The following is a 17322-nucleotide window of genomic DNA, read 5'->3' as shown; positions in this document are numbered from 1 at the left end:
TTTTGTTCGTAATCTTAAATACGACGTTCCGCATCAGTCCAATACAGCTCACGCAAATCTTTCTTCAACACTTTACCAACAGGGCTGCGTGGCAGAGACTCGACAAAATCGACTGTCTTAGGTGCTTTAACACTGCCGAGCTTTTCTTTGCACAATGCGATCAACTCTTCGCTGCTAACCTGACCGCCTTTGCTCAACTCGACAACGGCTTTTACCGCTTCTCCCCAATCGGCATCCGGCACCCCAATTACCGCACAGTCCTGCACGGCCGGGTGGCTCCACAACACTTGTTCTACATCACTGGGGTAGACGTTAAAACCACCGGTGATAATCATGTCTTTCTTGCGGTCGGTAATATGCAGATAACCATTGCTATCGATATGGCCAATGTCGCCGGTGTGTAGCCAACCATTAACAATCGTTTCCGCCGTCTTCTCAGGCGCTTTGTAATAGCCCTTCATCAACAGGTCGCCGCGCACACAGATCTCACCGCTCTCACCCGCAGCAAGGATGGCGTTGTTTTCATCCATGATTTCCACTCGAACCAGCGGATTAGGTCGCCCGACCGATGACAGGCGCTCATCATTTGCCAAGCGCTGATTAATAAAATGCTCATCGGGCGGTAGAAAGGCAATTGATGCCGGCGCTTCCGTCTGGCCATAACCACCTGTCATCACCGGGCCAAATACCTCGATGGCTTTTTTCAGTTTCTCCACCGACATCGGCGCGGCGCCGTACATGAAATAACGCAGCGATGAGAAATCCAGATTTTCAATACCCGGCACATCCAGCAGACGATAGATCACCGTTGGCGGCAAAAAGAATTCCGTCACCCGTTTTTTAACAATCGCTTCCAGTAGTGGACCACCGTCGGGCTTAGCGAGCACGACTACTTCACCGCCGCGAGCGGTGCAGGGCAGAGACAGCAGACCGGCGGTGTGGGTCATAGGTGCAGCAGCTAGGTTTACCGGCATTTCATCGGCGTGATAACTACAGCTGATCATAAAATGTGCGACAAACGTCTGGGTACTGCGGTGGGTGTTCATCACGCCTTTGGGCGCCCCGGTGGTACCGCCAGTAGGTGACAACATCACCACATCGTCCATATCCACCTGAACATCGGGACGCGTCACCGGCTGCGACTGACACCAGGCCCGCAAGTAGCTTGTACCCTCGACATTGCCATCGATACAAATCCACAGTTTGACCTTGCCAAGCTGGTCGCGCACCGAATTGATTTCTTCTAAAAACTGCTCCTGGAAAAAAATAATATCGCAGTCGAAGTTATCGAGAATCTGAGCGTTGCCCTCCACCGAGCTGCGGGCATTCACCGGCAGCCAGGTCATATTGGCCCGCCACAAGCCCAAGGTACACGCCCAGGACTCCACATCGTTACCCGCCCATACCGCGCCTTTGGTGCCTGCGGGAAAGCCCGCAGCCAACAGGGCATTAGCGATTTGACAAGACAACTCGCCAACCTCGTTAAAGCTCCAGTCGCGATCACCCTGACTATAAGCAGTGCCCGTAGGATTAATCCGCCAGCCTCGATCGAAGAAATCAATAATTGCCATCGTTAAATACCTCCCTGCTTATAGTGTTTCAACAGTCGCGGTAGCGAGACCACGCTGCTCAAGGAATCCCAACAAGTAGCGGTGGCCGAAAGCCTTACTACCGGAAGCGAAGCCGACGCAGTTTATATCGTTGTCTAACAACTTCATCACGCCTGCGACCTGAAGAGCGCCGGTGGAAATATAAGGCGTCACACCACGCACGGTTGCGCGAACGGCTGCCAGTTGGCCACGACCAATTGCAAAATCAACGCTGCGCTGAATGGTTGTGCGCTCACGAGGAGGCATCGCTGGCGTCGTAGAATCCACAATTTGCTTTATCACTTCGTCCTGTTGCTCAGCAGGAAGATCCTTGTATTCAGCTTCCCATTTTTGCCCCAAGGCGTGGACCGTTTTCATGACCGGGTTGTCGTAGAAGCCAACACCCGAAACACAGGCACGCACCCTTGAATCTTTTTCAAAATAGATTGGCAGGGATGTGCCGCCCCATGGCAGCCCAAAGACCGGCTCCATAAAGTCTGGCGAGGTAAAATTAAATGACGCATCTGGTGCGTGAGGAACAAGTTCGTTTTCCCATAGATAGCAGGCTTCGCTGCGGTACATTTCAAAAATAGACGCGGTTGAACCGACTGTGACGCCTGCGCCTACTCCCCTGGGCCCGCGCGCCAAAGTCACGGTTTCAAGGGTATCGATGCCATGGGTTTCCAATGCCAGCTCAGCGGCGATTTCAACGAAGGTGTACATATACGACAAAGACGGTGACACCAGCAGACCAGCCTGACGGTACTGCTCACCAAACTGATCGCGCACATTGCGGATATATTCCTGCTCGCCAGTAGTATCGAGGTGATGGCAACCCGCTTTCAACGCGGCCTCAACTGCCACAAGCCCGAACTTAATAAATGGGCCGACCGTATTACAGACGACCTTCGCGCCTTTAAACGCATTAACCAAGCTATCGACATCGTGCTCAGCTTCAATAATTTCATACTTCGCCGACTCAAGACGAACAACACGCTGAGCCATCATCTCTTTGATACGCGCGGCACTGCGGCCAACCGCTGTGAAACCAATGTTCTGATCTATCAACCAGTCCATTATCAACATGCCGGTATAACCACTGGCGCCATATACTACTACGGGATAGTTAGCCATTTTATTTACTCCTGATTTGCAGTTTTTGGATTAGTTATGTTTCCGACATTCCTGAAAACGCTGATAGGCAAATTGCCACAGCCGTATTTTCAACACGTCGTAAGCTGTAGGCTCTACACTAAGGATTCACAGGGATATCAACTTGCTTTTTCCCGCCATGTATTTGTTATAAGATGCCAAACAGGCATAGCGGGCTAAACCAAAAATTGCACTCTCCTGCCGCATGCTTGCTATACAATGCCAATGAAAATAATAAAATTAACGACAGAGTGAGATCTAACCATGAGCAATATGCGCGCGTGGACACTGCATGGCCTTCCAGAGCTGGTGGACAAATTAGGCGGCGACTCCCGATCAATGTTGCAGCAATTCCATATCTCCCACCGCCAGCTTTACAGCGACGACGCAACGCTACCTTCGCTCACTTTTATCAAGCTACTGGAAGCCTGTGCAGAACAGCTCAACTCGAGAGATTTTGGCCTAAAGCTGGGTTATGAAATTGGCCCGGAAAGCATGGGGCCCGTCGCACTGATCGCCAAGCACTGTAAAGATGGACAAGAAGCGATACACGCAATAGTAAAATATATGCACAGCTTCTTGCCCTCATTGCAGTTTGTTTCTCAGCCTCTGAATCAAGATGCGTATTCACTAGTGTATGAGTTACAGGAAACCCAGGCGGGAGCAGCAAGACAACTTATGGAATGGGGTATTGGTGTCGGTGTTCGCCACCTGCAACTACTGATCGGCAGCAATGCGCGGCCCTACTCTATCCATTTCAGCCACAGCCCTTTGTTGCCGATTAATTTCTATCGACGCTTTTTTGGCTGCCCAGTGTACTTCGGTCAAGAGTTCACTAGCCTGGACATCCGTATTAGTGATTTAAATAAAGAGCTCACACTAAGCGATCCAAAAACAAAGAAAATACTGGCGGACTACATTGAGCGAATGACCTCGGATATCGACGGTAATTTGGAGGCGCAACTGCGCGCCTCTATTCGATCACTACTGCCCACAGGCCGCTGTAAACTGAAGGTGATTGCCGACAAGTACGCGGTCAGCCTGCGCACAATGCAGAGAAAGTTAGAAGACGAAAACATAAAGTTCAATGTGCTACTCGACGAAGTTCGACGCGAATTGTTCTTAGTTTATATTTCGGAAAAAAGCATGCCCATGTCCCGCGTTGCAGCGATGCTTGGCTATCAAGAACAAAGCTCTCTATGTCATGCATGTAAGCGCTGGTTTGGCAAAGCGCCCAATAGTATGCGAGACCAACTCGTTCAAGCGGCGAGCTAAATTCACTCGTCATGCCATACTTTCAGAAAACTCATTCTCCAGCTCTAGCAGCGCATCAATAATATAAAGAGACAGCTTCTGAGTACCCGGCACCGCATCACGACAGGCAGTAAAACCAAAATTCAACGTACCTGCATAACTCAAACAGGTGATATTAAGACACTGCCCCTGGGTAGGTGCGGAAACGGGAAAAATTCCTTCCAACTTCGCCCCCATCATATAAAGACTTTCTCTCGGGCCGGGCACATTGGAAATAACAACATTGAAGTAAGGCGACACATGTCCGCTCAGGCCTGTCGTTAGCTGCAGCAGAACGGGCAACATAAACAAGCTGGAATAGCGGGCTGCAACATCGCTGGGCAGGTTTTTAAGATGTGCGACACCCGCAGAGGCATCATTATGAATAAGCGCTAAACGACGCTTAGGGTCTGAAATATCGGTGCCTAGGCGCGTTACGATACCGCCGACATTATTACCGCCCATTTCATCGCCCGGTTTGCGCAGCGAAACCGGCACAAGCGCGGTTAACGATTTCTCTGGCAGCGCATTGGACTCCTTCAAAAATTGTCTGAGCGCACCGCTGCATATTGCCAATACCACATCATTCAAACTAGTCTCACTGGTTTTGGCCAATGTTTTCAGCCGCCCAAGCTCGATCTGTTGGGTGGCAAACCGACGTTGCCCGACAATACGTTTATTGAGAACAGAGTTGGGCGCACGCATTGGCATCAGCGGCGTTCCCTCAGCGCCATTGGCGTCAGCTCGCAGCTGCGCAAACGCCTTAGCGGTCTTGGCATAAGAGCTGATACGCGCAACCATTGAATTACTAGCTCGCGTGCTTGCCCCAGTCGCGGATTTAAGACTTGCCATTGCCGCAGATGACCACGGCGCAGGGGTGTCGGCATCGGCATCGACTGACAGCGGGTTCAACATTAACGACACTGCGCTAATGCCATCCACCAAAGCGTGGTGCATTTTAATAAAAATAGCGAAGCGATTGTTCTCCAAGCCCTCGATCACATTGCACTCCCAAAGTGGACGCCGACGATCCAGGCGATGACTGTGCAACCTGGAGATTAACATTCCCAGCTCGCGCTCACCTCCCGGATGCGGTAAAGCCAAGTGGCGCACGTGGTAATCGAGATCGACGTCGCTATCAACGACCCAGCTCGGAATGAACTTGGCGAGGGAGCCTCGCCCCAAACGTAGATTCCACGGCTCTGAAACATCGGTAGTCTCGCGGAGGCGCGCAACAAGCCTTGTCACAAAGTCGGCATTAGCATTGGCGGGTAATGAAAATATTTGCAAACCGGCGACGTGCGCGGGTGAGTCGTGATCTTCAATGTGGAGGAAGGACGCATCGACGGGATTGAGAAATTTCTTCATTATCTGATCCTGCAATATATTATTTCGAACCTTATTCCGTTAACCGGAAAATAGATTAGGCGGTGGCGTGATACTGATACTCAAAAGCGCTTAGCCCAGAGAAAAAAGGGCGCCAAGCGGCGCCCAAACTGGGAATTAAAAGAAGTAACGCACGGTCGCACCAAAGGTTCTCGGCTCGCCCACGAAGGTCTGAAATGAGCCCTCGGCAGAGCCCACCGCGCCGTCGACCGACGTCGCGATATTGGCCGGCGTAATTTGCGCATAGTAAGTTTCATCGTTGATATTCTTCACCCACGCTGACACATCGTAACTTGCATTGCGCCAACCAAGACGGGCATTGCCGACGCCGTACGCACTTTTCTCGTGACGCGGATCCAGCTCAGAGCTGTAGTTGGCTTTGTCCATGTAGCGGTAGTCCAAGCGCGCATAGAGGTCGCCCGATGCGAGGGGTTGCTCCCAGGTTAGCGCAACATTTCCCGTTAACTTCGGCGCGAAAGGCAGATTTTCACCACTCAGATCACACTGGCCCAGCGCGTTGTCGGGAGTGCGACCATAGAAGCACTGACCGCCGGTGTATTTATCATATTTGGCGTCGATATAGGCGAGATTCAGGTTCATGGTCAAAGACTCGCTGAGCAACCATGTTGAATCAATCTCAATGCCATCAACCACGACTTTCTCGGCATTGTTTACCGCAAATACCAAACCAACATAACTCGCATTTTGGAAATCTTCATACTCAGTATGGAAAATCGCACCGTTGATTCGGCCGCGGCGATCCAGCACTTCAGTCTTCCAACCAAATTCAAGATTGGTGATATCTTCCTCGTCGAAGCGGCGGATATCTGCAGTCGCACCGCCGTTCTGCAAACTGTAACCGCCTGCTTTAAAGCCCTTGGAGATCAAACCATAAAGCATGGTCTCGTCGTTCATAAAGTAGCTGATATTCATATTGCCGGTGACAGCGGACCAGCTATCATCGTCAGCAAAATTATTACCATCTGGGGTGAGCGAGCAGACTAGATTGCGATTCAGCGGGGGTACACATCCCGCCGCGGACGTCACATTACTCTGCGCAATGCGCGCATCTTTTTCTTCATAGGAGTAGCGCAGACCGGTAGTAAACTCGAGGGTTTCGCTAAGCGGAATTGTTGCCTGACCGAACAAGCCGAGACTGCTAGTATCTTGAACGGCATAAAAATCACCGCGATCGCCCTCAACCCCAAACACAGGAAGATCCATTGGGGTCGGCACACCCAACACCACCTCGGCCACCGCGTCGCCATACTCTTCTATGTCAGATTCGAGCAGGAACTCGGGCCGGCTCCTATCACCGCGCTCTAGCGTATTATCGAGGTAAAACATTCCCGCTAACCACGAAACAGTGGCGCCATCTTCTGAGGCGAGGCGAAACTCTTGGGAGAAAGAGTCTCCCTTTTGTAAATCGTTAAACTTCACCAGATTCAGTGGCAATTGCTCAACACCATTCAAGCGAACGTCCACTTCATAATCTTCAAAGGAACTGATCGACGTGAGGTTGAAACCTGCACCCGCGTACTCCAGCGTCAATACGCCGTCGTCGGCAGTCTGGTCGAATACCGAGCGATCCGATTGCTCAACAATACGGTCTTCCGGATTATTGTTGCGGATTTGCGCGCCGGCCTGCTGGACAATAGCGACCTGGGAAGGGCTTGAATAGGTATCACCCATCATCGGGTTCATGTCTCGTTTCACATGACCAATGATCAAACGGGCGGTTAAATTTTCGGTCGCGTCGAATTGCAATTGACCGCGCAACGCCTTGCCGTCGAGGTTGTCGAAATCTTCGCCAAGACGATTTTCTACTAATGAATCGCGACGTGTCGCGGACACACTAAAACGCGTGCTCAACCGGTCTGAGACCGGCACATTAATCGCCGCTTTCACCGCCTGAAAATTATCGGAACCCAGGCTGCCCTCTACCGACCCTTCTAGATCCTGAGTCGGCCCCTGAGTCGTAATGCTGACAACACCCGCACCGGCATTCTTGCCATAGAGCGTACTTTGCGGCCCCTTGAGAACTTCAACCGATTTCACATCAACCAAGTCCCCCAGCCCCAGTCCTGAGCGAGACCGGAACGCACCGTCGATAATCAGCGCAGTGTCGGGTTCAAAGGTTGGAATATTGCCTTCGTTACCAATACGACGAATACGGAAACTCGTATTTAGCGGCGAAGCATTGGTTGTCACCATCAAGGAAGGCACCTGTGCGGCGATATCACCCACGTCTCTAAAACCGGTATTAGAAAGATCATCGCCGGAAATGGCGCTGACCGACACCGGCACATCCTGCATACTTTCAGTTCTTTTCTGGGCGGTCACCACCACCTCTTCGAGCACGAGCTTTTCCGCATGGGAGAGCGACGATACCAGTATGGTTGCGGCGATAGCGCTTAGTCGAAATCCGTTCATTATTGTCACCTAGATTATTGATGTTATCGTAGTAAGGAGCGCCCGATTTTGGCAGGCGCCCGCCGTAAAATTTGCTTAATAGAACAAGCGCAAAGTAACCCCAGCCGTGCGCGGCTCGCCGATGAAGGTCTGATAGCTGCCTTCTGACGCATTGGTATAAGCATCCACCGTGGCAGTGGTATTTCCGGGTCCAGCCTGCACAAGGTAGGTTTCATCCGTCAGGTTTTTACCCCACAGAACGATGTCGAAGCTGTCATTGCGCCAACCGAGTCGGCCGTCAAGCAAGAAGTAGGGGTCTTGCATATGGCGTGGGTCGCGATCGGAGCTGGGCAGGTTATCGCCGGTGTACTGGTAGGACATACGAGCGTAGAAATCACCCTCGAAAAGCGGCTGAGTCCACTGCGCAATCAGGCTGCCTGAAAACTCCGGCGCAAATGGAATTGCCTCGCCATCAGCACTGCAAAACTGGCCATTGTCGGGCTCAGCGGAGTAGTGGCATGGCCCAGCACTGTAGCTCTCGTAACGCGCATCAAGATACGTTGCGGCGGCGGTGAGAGTAAGATTTTCGGTGGCTAGGAAGGTTGTTTCTAACTCAAGGCCATCGACGACAACCTCTTCTGCGTTGTTAACAATAAACTGCAGGCCAACAAACGTCGCGTTCTGATAGTTCTCATAACTAGTGGAGAACAGCGCGGCATTCAAACGCATACGGCGATCGAACAGCTCGGACTTACCGCCAATTTCGAAATGAGAAACCTTTTCCTGATCGTATTTACGCTCGGAGTCGCCGTCGAACTCGCCAAACTCAAGGTTGAATCCACCCGCTTTAAAGCCCGTCGATACGGTTGCATACAGCAGCGTGTCTTCTACCGGAAACCAGCTTAGCGATAGCGTACCGGTTAGGTCGCTCCACGAGTCATCGCCGGCATAGTTATTATTGAGCGGTGTTAACAAACAAATAAAATTAGTGTTGAGGCTGGGCAGGCCCAACAATGGATCCAAATCAATTTCGTGTGGCGGCAAGCAGGTATCCAGCGTCATTTCCCGCTCATTATCGAAGGTGGCGCTCTTCTCCTCATAGGAGTAGCGAATCCCCGTTATCAACTCCAGATTTGAAGCTACCGAATAAGTGCTGTGCAAGAAGACACCTAAAGACTCGGTGTTCTGCGTACCGGTGAAATAGCCTTTATCGCCAGGCGATCCTACCAGCGGAATACCAGGCAGTAAGGTGGTGAGCAAATTACCCAGCGCATCAAAAATCGGAACCGCCGCGTCCGGGTTACCGGTTAAATTACGCGCCAGCTCCGCACCCACTGCGGTACCATACTCATCGGCATCGTCCAGCAGCTCGAACTCACCCTCATCGGAATCGCCACGGGTATAGTCACTATTAAAATAGAACGCACCGGCAATCCAGCTAAACTTATCCGCATCGTTATTGCTGATTCGTATCTCAAATGAATTTGATTCGCCTTGCTGCGAATCGAGGAATCGCAAAATATTGTAGGGCGTTTGCGAGACCGTGTTGTAATCCAAATTCGCTTGGTACTCTTCGTAAGTGCCCAACAAATTTAATGTAATATTGTCGAACTCGTGCTCAAGCGACAGAGTGAAATCACTGGAGTCTTGCAGGAAATGGGTCGGCTCAACCTGATTAACGGTATTGTCGTAGGCGTCGTTCGGCGCCATGTCGCCTCGGCCCAGCTTGCTGCGCATATTGTTTAAGATATTTAAGTGGGTCTGACTATAGTGAATATCACCCATGGTGGTATTCATATCGCGATCGGCAAAACTGCCGATTAAGCGAATGCTGCCAACGGCACTGTAATCCCACTGAAGCTGGCCACGAATGGCGATCTGATCTAGCTCCCGACCATCTTCTCCGCTGATATTTTTCTGAACAGGATCGCGCTGGGTGCCAGACACGCCCCAACGGGTATACAGCGAATCGGTAATTGGAATATTGATCCCGCCTTTAAACTGACGAAGGTTATCAGTGCCGGCGGTTAATTCCAGCGAGCCCTCAAGGTCTGGCCCCGGCCGCTTGGTATTCACACTGATTACCCCAGCGGTCACGTTCTTGCCGTACAGCGTGCTCTGCGGCCCTTTAAGAATTTCAATCGACTCGACATCCACAAGCTCACCCAGCCCGAGACCGGAACGGGACTTAAATGCGCCGTCAACAAACAAGCCGGTTGCGGGTTCAAAGGTGGGGATATTGCCCTCATTACCTATACCGCGAATACGGTAGCTGGTGTTAAAAGGGCTGGTATTAGTCGACACAACTAATGAAGGCACCTGCATCGACAGATCTGTCATGTCGTTGATACCGGCATCTTGCAGCTCTTGCGCGCCGACTGCAGTGACGGCGACAGGCACGTCCTGCATACTTTGTGTACGTTTTTGAGCCGTAACAACCACCTCTTCCAGCATGGGAGCGGCCGATACTGCGCTTGAAAGCAGTACTAGATTCAAGGCAGAGCTAGTAACGAAAAGCCGGTCAAGGCTGAAAGCTTTTTTTATTTTTGAGGTCATTAGGCACACCATAGGAAAGAATAATCTGGTATGGCGAACGATACGGATAGGAAGGATTTTGAACTTGTTATTTCGCGCCAACTTTTTGTGACTACCCGCCATGCAATTAATTCGTTAGCGTCTCCAACCGCCTTTGCTTATGCAAGCAGACCTTATAAAAACATGCGGAGTATAGCCAGCAAGCGCGCTTTATATTCGGATGCGGCTATAGCGATCGCAATACGAAATCACATAATCGAGTCTATTTCGTCGGACATTGACGAATTCGCCACAGGGTCGAAATTCTACTTTCTAACATGTGCAATACCTATGCTTCTCTGCGCCTCCTTTTAATAGCTACTAGATAAATTAGTCACTGCCGAGCTACGCCTCGTAGCCAAGGTAAAAAAAGACAATGTAGTGGCCATTTCGCGTTCCACGACCCAAAAACGTTTTTTCTCCAACTTGCCGAACTTCATCGCCAGCGCCCAAAATTGGATAGGTGATTATGGCGCTCGGCCTCCCATCTACGCCAAGTCCGTGTGATAAGGCGCCACGTAGCATTGAAAAGTCAAAGGGCGTGACTCGGTTGTAGATACAAGACGACTCAAGGTGGATATTCTTTCCTCGCCAAATCAGCTGTAGCAGTGCGTTCACAGCTTGCCCGACTCTAGTTCCCGCGAGAACTAACGCGCCACCACGATAAACGCCGGAAACCATTTCCGCAGCGGGCGCAGATTCAAAGCAGCTTTCCAGCTCGCTACTTCTCATTAGTTTGAGTCCGCGAACATCAATATTCATGGTATTAGCCAAGCTCAATATTCCCTTTCAACATACACCAGCGGTTTCGACCGACTTTCGGTCACTATCAATAACGCCCGTGATAGATTGCCGTTTAGTTTGCAATAAGCGCCGCAAACTAAATAGCCGCCTAAGACTCACGCAGCGGGCTGATCAGCATAGACATCCTCGCTCCACTTCCGCATAAGCTCGATGTCATCATGCTCGAAAGTAAGTGCATACCAAGGTGACAGGTATTCCATCATTCTGAATGCCATCAGACGAAACAAGCCCGGCTTAAACCACTTATAGTAAAACAAACCGAGACGATCCTTCAGGGTAGGCTTGTAGCCGAAACCTTCAGCCATGATATCCATCGCATCGGTAATCATAGAAAAGACATACCTAGCCTGATAGGCCGTTTTCAGACGGTGCCAATAGTTGTTATGTGCGAAGTAGCGGTACTGATCGTGGCTTACCGCACCATGCTCGGCCTCTTCCAAAAAGTGCCAATGGAAAACTCGGGCAGCCTGCTCATGCATATCATGGCGCATTTCAGGACACTGGAACCAAATTTTGGCAAATGAATAGAGTGAATGCTCCCCCGCCGCCACGACACCAAGCATACCCACAGCGTCTAAACCTTTGGTCATCTTGCCGAGAACTTCAGCAAAATTTTCTTGAACGGCCTTAATATTATAACCTTGAGATTCCAAACGTTTATTCAACTTATTATGCACAGAAGAATGCAAAGCTTCCTGGGCAATCATGTCCCGAACATCTTTCAACAACTTTTCATCGGCTTCTATCGTTTCAAGCGTGGGTAGTAGCGCTTTAATAAAAAAACTTTCTATCGGCGTCGCACCTGCCGATAGGGCCGCCCACAAATAGCTAATCAGCGGATTCCCACCCTTGACGAAATCTGCCGGAACATCTGAAAAATCCCAGCGTAGATCTCTGCGAATCGGGATCTCAAAGGGCGTCTGCGATAGACTTGAGGTATTTTTCGGATCAGTATGTTTCATCGGCCTGAACTCCAATAAATTTGTGAATTATTTTCTTATCTAAATAATGTCACCTGCTAGCATTTAGATGAATGGTCACATCGAACAAATGCTTGGTCATACAGCCTGCGGTAAAGTGACACTTATATTGGCGCGCCAAATAACCACAAAAGCTGCGCAAACCCTACTAAACCGCCGAGAATACCGCCCAATAATACGATTAACAGCTGGTCCTGTTCAAAAGCAGGCAATAACAATTGCTGGAAATCCTTTGGCTTCAAAGCAGCCATACGATTAGCAATAAGGTCGACTATTGGTTGTGCCAATTTACGATTTGCATCGGGATTGTCTATGGTTAGGATAATGCGATCAGCGGTGTACTCAACTGATTTCTGTTTCAGCTTTTCAAATCCATCTACGGTTACCGCCATTTGCGCGGCGACTTTCCCCAGCATATTCTTATCTAAGGCTTTTCTAACATGGCGATGCACAATTCGGTGAACCTCCATGCTCTTTGGCCCTTCCCATAAATAGTCCATAAATGCCTTGGGGCTCATGAAGCTACTGGTAAAAATCTCGGCGAATTCCCTGCTGACGACAGGCTGCCTACGCAAGTACAAACCTTGCAGCTTAAATGGGCCAATCATGATGGGGTCGGCGGGATGCGCGATCATTTTGAGCGCGATCCAATTGGTGCCGGCACCAACAAATACGCCGAAAACTGGCAGTACCCATACATACGGGTAGAAATACCATATCAGTGCCTGCACACACCCTAATGGAAAACCAAAGAGCAAGCCGGAACGAATCACAAAGCGCAACTCACTACCGGCACAGCGAAGAAACAGCTCATTGAGTAGTTCAGGATTATCTCGTACTTGATTTTCAGCAATCTGCGCAAAATCAACTAGCTGATCGGCTCGACCGGCAAACTCTGCCAATATGCCTTTTGCTACTCCGGGCAGCTTTTCCTGTACCCGGTTAAAAATCATCTTCTTTACCATTTCCGGTGTGTACTGCCACGCCTGGATGTTTTGGTCTATTAGTATTTCGTCAATCCAATCATTAATATACGGCGAGATTAACGTTTGTATCTTTTCGATGGCGTCACCATCGTCAAGGGCTGCGACAACCTCCCTGGGAGAACATATTTTTGCGATCGAAATGTTCACCAAATTTCGCGTGAGGCGAATACGCAGCCGGGGAATAATCCCCTGCCAGCCAAAATATTGACCGATCCCAACAAAGTTAACAGGGTAAAACATCATTTTTATGCCGAGCAAATTCGTCAACCAACCCACACCTGCGGTGATGGGGGCAATAACTAAATAGGGGATTAACTCACTCCAGGACATAACTATCTCCGAACACCTCGACATTGCAAGAGCGTACTGCAAGGTCGACGAAATAAAATTCAATTGAATAAAATAATGGGGAAGATAGAGAGATACGCCCCCTTAAATGGGGAGTCTTATGATTTATATCCAAGGCTAACGACGTTCGTTTGCGATGCTTATTGATAAAAACAAACAAGCTGCCGCGCTAGCGATCTCGACGCCCCCTGCAATCAGATGAGGATATGACACGTGCACCTCAACAAAAGAAGTTACAAAGCGAACACTGCCAACCGATATAAATATTATCGCCAATAGCAGCAGCGAAAACGCAATATTCTCTCGTCTAAAAATCTGCACAAACAAAAACAGCCCCAACCCCACCTGAAACCCACCGTAGGTCGCGCGAACATCAATCAACGCATCGCCGTCTAGGTTAAACTGCCCCGTTATCGATAAAACTTCGACCGGAACCAATAAGTAGGCAAGACCAATTAACATCAACATGGTGGCGACTAAAGCCACAATGCTACACCCGACTTTGTCTAGACTCATGAGCGCTCTCCATCACGCTCTTGAATAAATTCCGACTTTTGATTTTTTATTTTTTCGTCGCTCACCAAGGCCTTAAGTTGCTTTAAAACATCATACGGCGACTCAATAGAGAGCGAATTAATCAGCCAAGATGGTAGTGGACCCGCGGGATCGAGATGCACTGTGGTTGAAATTTCTACCAAGCCCCCCGCAAGAGGCGTCAACCGCCAGTCATTGACCGCCTGGGTAACCCGCACACGGCCCCTCACAGGCCCTAACAAATCTCGAGTGGCAACACTGTGCATCGTGACAACCAGAGATTCCGGATCCTGCTGCCAAGTCACCCTATTTACCATGTCACGATCGGAAACGGGCCAAGGCATCTTACTGTGAAGATAGACCAACTCTTCCTCTGCCGAAACCTGCTTAAAGAGATATGAGTCTCCGCAAAAACTGTCCCAACGCGGCCTCAATGATGGATCGCGTAATAACGTAACAAGCTTACCTAAACTACTTTTTACTGTCGTTACACCCCTTACCGCATTAAGCTCCGAGCCAGCCACAGGTTTGGTATACACTCGAATATCATTCTTTTCGCGTGCAAGAGTCCACTCATCGCCGTAGGCGTACCCAGCAGCGACAAAGTATAGAAGTAACGCCAAGGAAAATGAGGCCGACTTTAAAAAATGCCTTTGAATCAAGTATGTCATACGACCTCTGACTAACCACAACTAGATGAATACCGTGCGCGGGCTATAGATACAATATTGCCGACAATAATAAAGAGCCACACCCTCTGAAAGAATGGTTATTGTAGCCAAATCCTTGGTCAAACATGCCCCCCATCGCGGGGGGAGGCTAGCGTAAAGCATGATGTCAAACTGGGTTCTCTGAGTTATTAAAATAACAAAATCAACATCGCTGGAACCGAGATGACTATACATAATCCCGCAATATCTAAAAGACGTATCGGAATGCTTGCTATCGCAGCACAAAGTTGCATGATTCTATCTAACGCAAGCTATGCGCAGACTGATGAAGGGAAAAAACCCCAGTCAATGCGACTCGAAGAGGTGCTTGTTACCGCCCAAAAGCGCTCTGAAAATGTCCGCGATGTGCCAATATCCTTAGCAGTAATGAGCGGTGACGACATGCGCGACGCCGGCATTAAAAGTTTCAACGATATGGCGCGCTTCATGCCAAATATTTCTTTAAACGACAGCTCTAGCTCTCTTTATGTACGAGGCATAGGCTCGCCGGAATTAAACCCGGTGGGCGAACAAGCTATCGCCTTTATTCTTGACGGCGTGTATTTGCCACGTGGCGATTATCTCAAACCAGGCTTTATGGACCTGGAGCGCATTGAAGTGCTCAAAGGTCCGCAGGGAACACTTTTCGGTCGCAACGCATCAGGTGGTGTTATTAACATTACCAACGGCCAACCGTCAGAAGATGAATGGATAGGCTCAATCACCGCAACAGGCGGTGAGCGAAATATTCAGGAAGGTGAAGTAATGATTTCCGGCCCAATATCGGATGATTTTTCTTTCCGCTTTGCGGCAAAGCGCCGCACTGAGGATGGCAGTACCTACAGCGTTACTGACAATGAAACCCTCGGCGATCGCGACCTTGAGCAAACACGGCTCATTCTGCGCTACAACCCAGAATCTAACTTCGATATTACCCTAGGCGCAACGATATTCGACTACCGCATAGAAACCTGGCTTGGCAATGAGTATCACGAATATCCCTCTGACTTAGGTTTGGTGGTTGGTACGCTTGACCCTAAGCTAGAGACAAATCTTGATCGCCGCACCAGCGCACCCAATGACAATCAGTATGACGGCAACGGTTATATGATCCCGCTGACCATTAACGTTGATATTGGAGACAGCACCCTAACCTCAATAACGGCAATTGCACAACTGGAAGACAATCAGGGTGGCGACGTCGACAATACCGCAGCCGATATCGCGGCACTTCCGGTGCATATGAAAAACAGTCAAATCAGCCAGGAACTGCGCTTCACTTCAGCACCCGGCGACTTCGAGTATATTGCGGGACTTTATTACTTCAAGGCTCAGCAAAACACAGAACTTACCTTGCCACTTTATTTGGGTGCTAACACAGTATTCACATACCTTCGGGATAACCTACTAGGCGACTCCCTCCCCATTGTCGGTGATATTTTAGGACTAATATCTCCACTTGTTCCTACAGGAAGCTCTGGAGATCAAATCGACGCACTACTTCAACTTAATGATATCGATACAACGTCTGCCGCGATATTTGGCCAAGCCAAATGGCAAATGTTTGATGAGCTAGCCCTGATAGTCGGTGGTCGATACTCTCGCGATGTCAAAGACGGCTTCTACGGTGCCTACTCCACGGGGCCGGCACCAATCTTTCCGCTGATAACCGGTGTGGATTTTGAAGTAACAGCCAAAGTGATTGACACGGACTTCTCCCCAAAGGTGTCACTAAGCTGGGAACCATTTGAAGAGGCGACCTTTTACGCTACCTATGCACAGGGTTTTCGGGCGGGTAGCTTCAATAACGGCGCAACCTACCCAGACAAAGTGCTATTCGACGCGGAATCTTCTGATACTTACGAACTTGGTGTCAAAACCGAATTCCTAGGTGGGGCCGCAAGACTGAATGTCGGCTTGTTCCAAACCAATTACCAGGATTACCAAATAAGTACCTTTATTGGTTTAGGTTATATAACGTCTAATGCCGAGGAAGTTGAATCCAGAGGTGTCGAGGCAGATGGTACCATCATGCTTTTACCCGGCCTGATTTTAAACGGCAACATCGGCTACAACGACGCGAAATATATCAAGCACACCAATGGCGGCTGCCCAACAAAACCGGTTTCACAAGATCCCGGTGCTTTGCTTGGTAGCGCCACCAACAGCAATGCGGTGTGTGACCTCAGCGGCCGAGACTTACATCGTGCGCCCAAGTGGAACGGCAGTATCCGTCTCGACTATGTATTCGAACCGTTCAACTGGGGTGTCGATTTCTTCGCCGGTGTTGACGCAACCTTTAAGGACGACGAGCTATTCGACTCTGACCTTGATCCGCTAGACAGCCAGGAAGCCCATTGGCTTTACAACGCCCGTGTTGGTATTAAAAGTCAGCTAGACACATGGCGCGTTGAAGTTCACGGCAAAAACCTAAGCGACGAGCTGATTAAATTATGGAGCGGTGATGCCATCCTGGCCTCCGGCGGACACTTTGCCAGCACCAACAATCCGCGCTATTTCTTTGCCACGGTATCCTATCGCTACTAAAGCTTTG

General features: G+C 49.8%; 12 protein-coding genes. 2 read left to right on the top strand and 10 right to left on the bottom strand.

The window, feature by feature from the left end; genetic code table 11:
* Positions 1-14: 14 nt before the first annotated feature.
* Both AAC007_RS11800 and AAC007_RS11795 read right to left on the bottom strand, forming a co-directional pair.
* On the bottom strand, positions 15-1571 hold the full coding sequence (locus tag AAC007_RS11800) for an AMP-binding protein (protein ID WP_339677034.1): 1557 nt from the start codon (positions 1569-1571) through the stop codon (positions 15-17).
* A gap of 18 nt (positions 1572-1589) precedes the next feature.
* Positions 1590-2723: a DUF5938 domain-containing protein gene (locus AAC007_RS11795; RefSeq protein ID WP_295877862.1), complete on the bottom strand. Its 1134-nt coding sequence runs from the start codon at positions 2721-2723 to the stop codon at positions 1590-1592.
* Positions 2724-3005: 282 nt separating this feature from the next.
* Between AAC007_RS11795 and AAC007_RS11790 the strand changes: the two genes are divergently transcribed.
* Positions 3006-4016 (top strand): AraC family transcriptional regulator ligand-binding domain-containing protein, encoded by a 1011-nt coding sequence (locus AAC007_RS11790; RefSeq protein WP_339677030.1) that lies wholly within the window; start codon positions 3006-3008, stop codon positions 4014-4016.
* A gap of 9 nt (positions 4017-4025) precedes the next feature.
* Here the strand turns inward: AAC007_RS11790 and AAC007_RS11785 are convergent, their stop codons facing one another.
* The 8 genes from AAC007_RS11785 to AAC007_RS11750 form a co-directional block, all read right to left on the bottom strand.
* The gene (locus tag AAC007_RS11785; RefSeq protein WP_295877864.1) at positions 4026-5402 is read right to left on the bottom strand and encodes a wax ester/triacylglycerol synthase family O-acyltransferase; all 1377 of its coding nucleotides are present in this window, start codon (positions 5400-5402) and stop codon (positions 4026-4028) included.
* A gap of 135 nt (positions 5403-5537) precedes the next feature.
* Entirely contained in the window at positions 5538-7853 is a 2316-nt protein-coding gene (locus tag AAC007_RS11780) for a TonB-dependent receptor (RefSeq protein WP_295877865.1), read from the bottom strand.
* 75 nt (positions 7854-7928) lie between these two features.
* Positions 7929-10388: a TonB-dependent receptor gene (locus tag AAC007_RS11775; RefSeq protein ID WP_339677027.1), complete on the bottom strand. Its 2460-nt coding sequence runs from the start codon at positions 10386-10388 to the stop codon at positions 7929-7931.
* A gap of 363 nt (positions 10389-10751) precedes the next feature.
* Positions 10752-11168, bottom strand: coding sequence for a hypothetical protein (locus AAC007_RS11770; RefSeq protein ID WP_339677025.1), 417 nt, complete (start codon positions 11166-11168; stop codon positions 10752-10754).
* A gap of 137 nt (positions 11169-11305) precedes the next feature.
* Positions 11306-12172: a metal-dependent hydrolase gene (locus tag AAC007_RS11765; protein WP_339677022.1), complete on the bottom strand. Its 867-nt coding sequence runs from the start codon at positions 12170-12172 to the stop codon at positions 11306-11308.
* A gap of 122 nt (positions 12173-12294) precedes the next feature.
* The gene (locus AAC007_RS11760; protein ID WP_339677020.1) at positions 12295-13506 is read right to left on the bottom strand and encodes a hypothetical protein; all 1212 of its coding nucleotides are present in this window, start codon (positions 13504-13506) and stop codon (positions 12295-12297) included.
* 135 nt (positions 13507-13641) lie between these two features.
* Positions 13642-14040 (bottom strand): DUF4345 family protein, encoded by a 399-nt coding sequence (locus AAC007_RS11755; protein WP_339677017.1) that lies wholly within the window; start codon positions 14038-14040, stop codon positions 13642-13644.
* On the bottom strand, positions 14037-14729 hold the full coding sequence (locus tag AAC007_RS11750) for an START domain-containing protein (RefSeq protein ID WP_339677014.1): 693 nt from the start codon (positions 14727-14729) through the stop codon (positions 14037-14039). The genes AAC007_RS11755 and AAC007_RS11750 overlap by 4 nt, the downstream gene beginning before the upstream one ends.
* A 222-nt stretch (positions 14730-14951) precedes the next feature.
* On the opposite strand from AAC007_RS11750, the gene AAC007_RS11745 reads away from it, so the two are divergent.
* Positions 14952-17315 carry a TonB-dependent receptor gene (locus AAC007_RS11745; RefSeq protein WP_339677012.1) on the top strand — a complete coding sequence of 788 codons (2364 nt, stop codon included), beginning with the start codon at positions 14952-14954 and terminating at the stop codon, positions 17313-17315.
* Positions 17316-17322 lie beyond the last annotated feature (7 nt).

This window comes from uncultured Zhongshania sp. (assembly GCF_963975605.1).
GTDB lineage: Bacteria > Pseudomonadota > Gammaproteobacteria > Pseudomonadales > Spongiibacteraceae > Spongiibacter > Spongiibacter aquimaris.
This window is presented reverse-complemented; position numbering and strand designations above follow the sequence as displayed.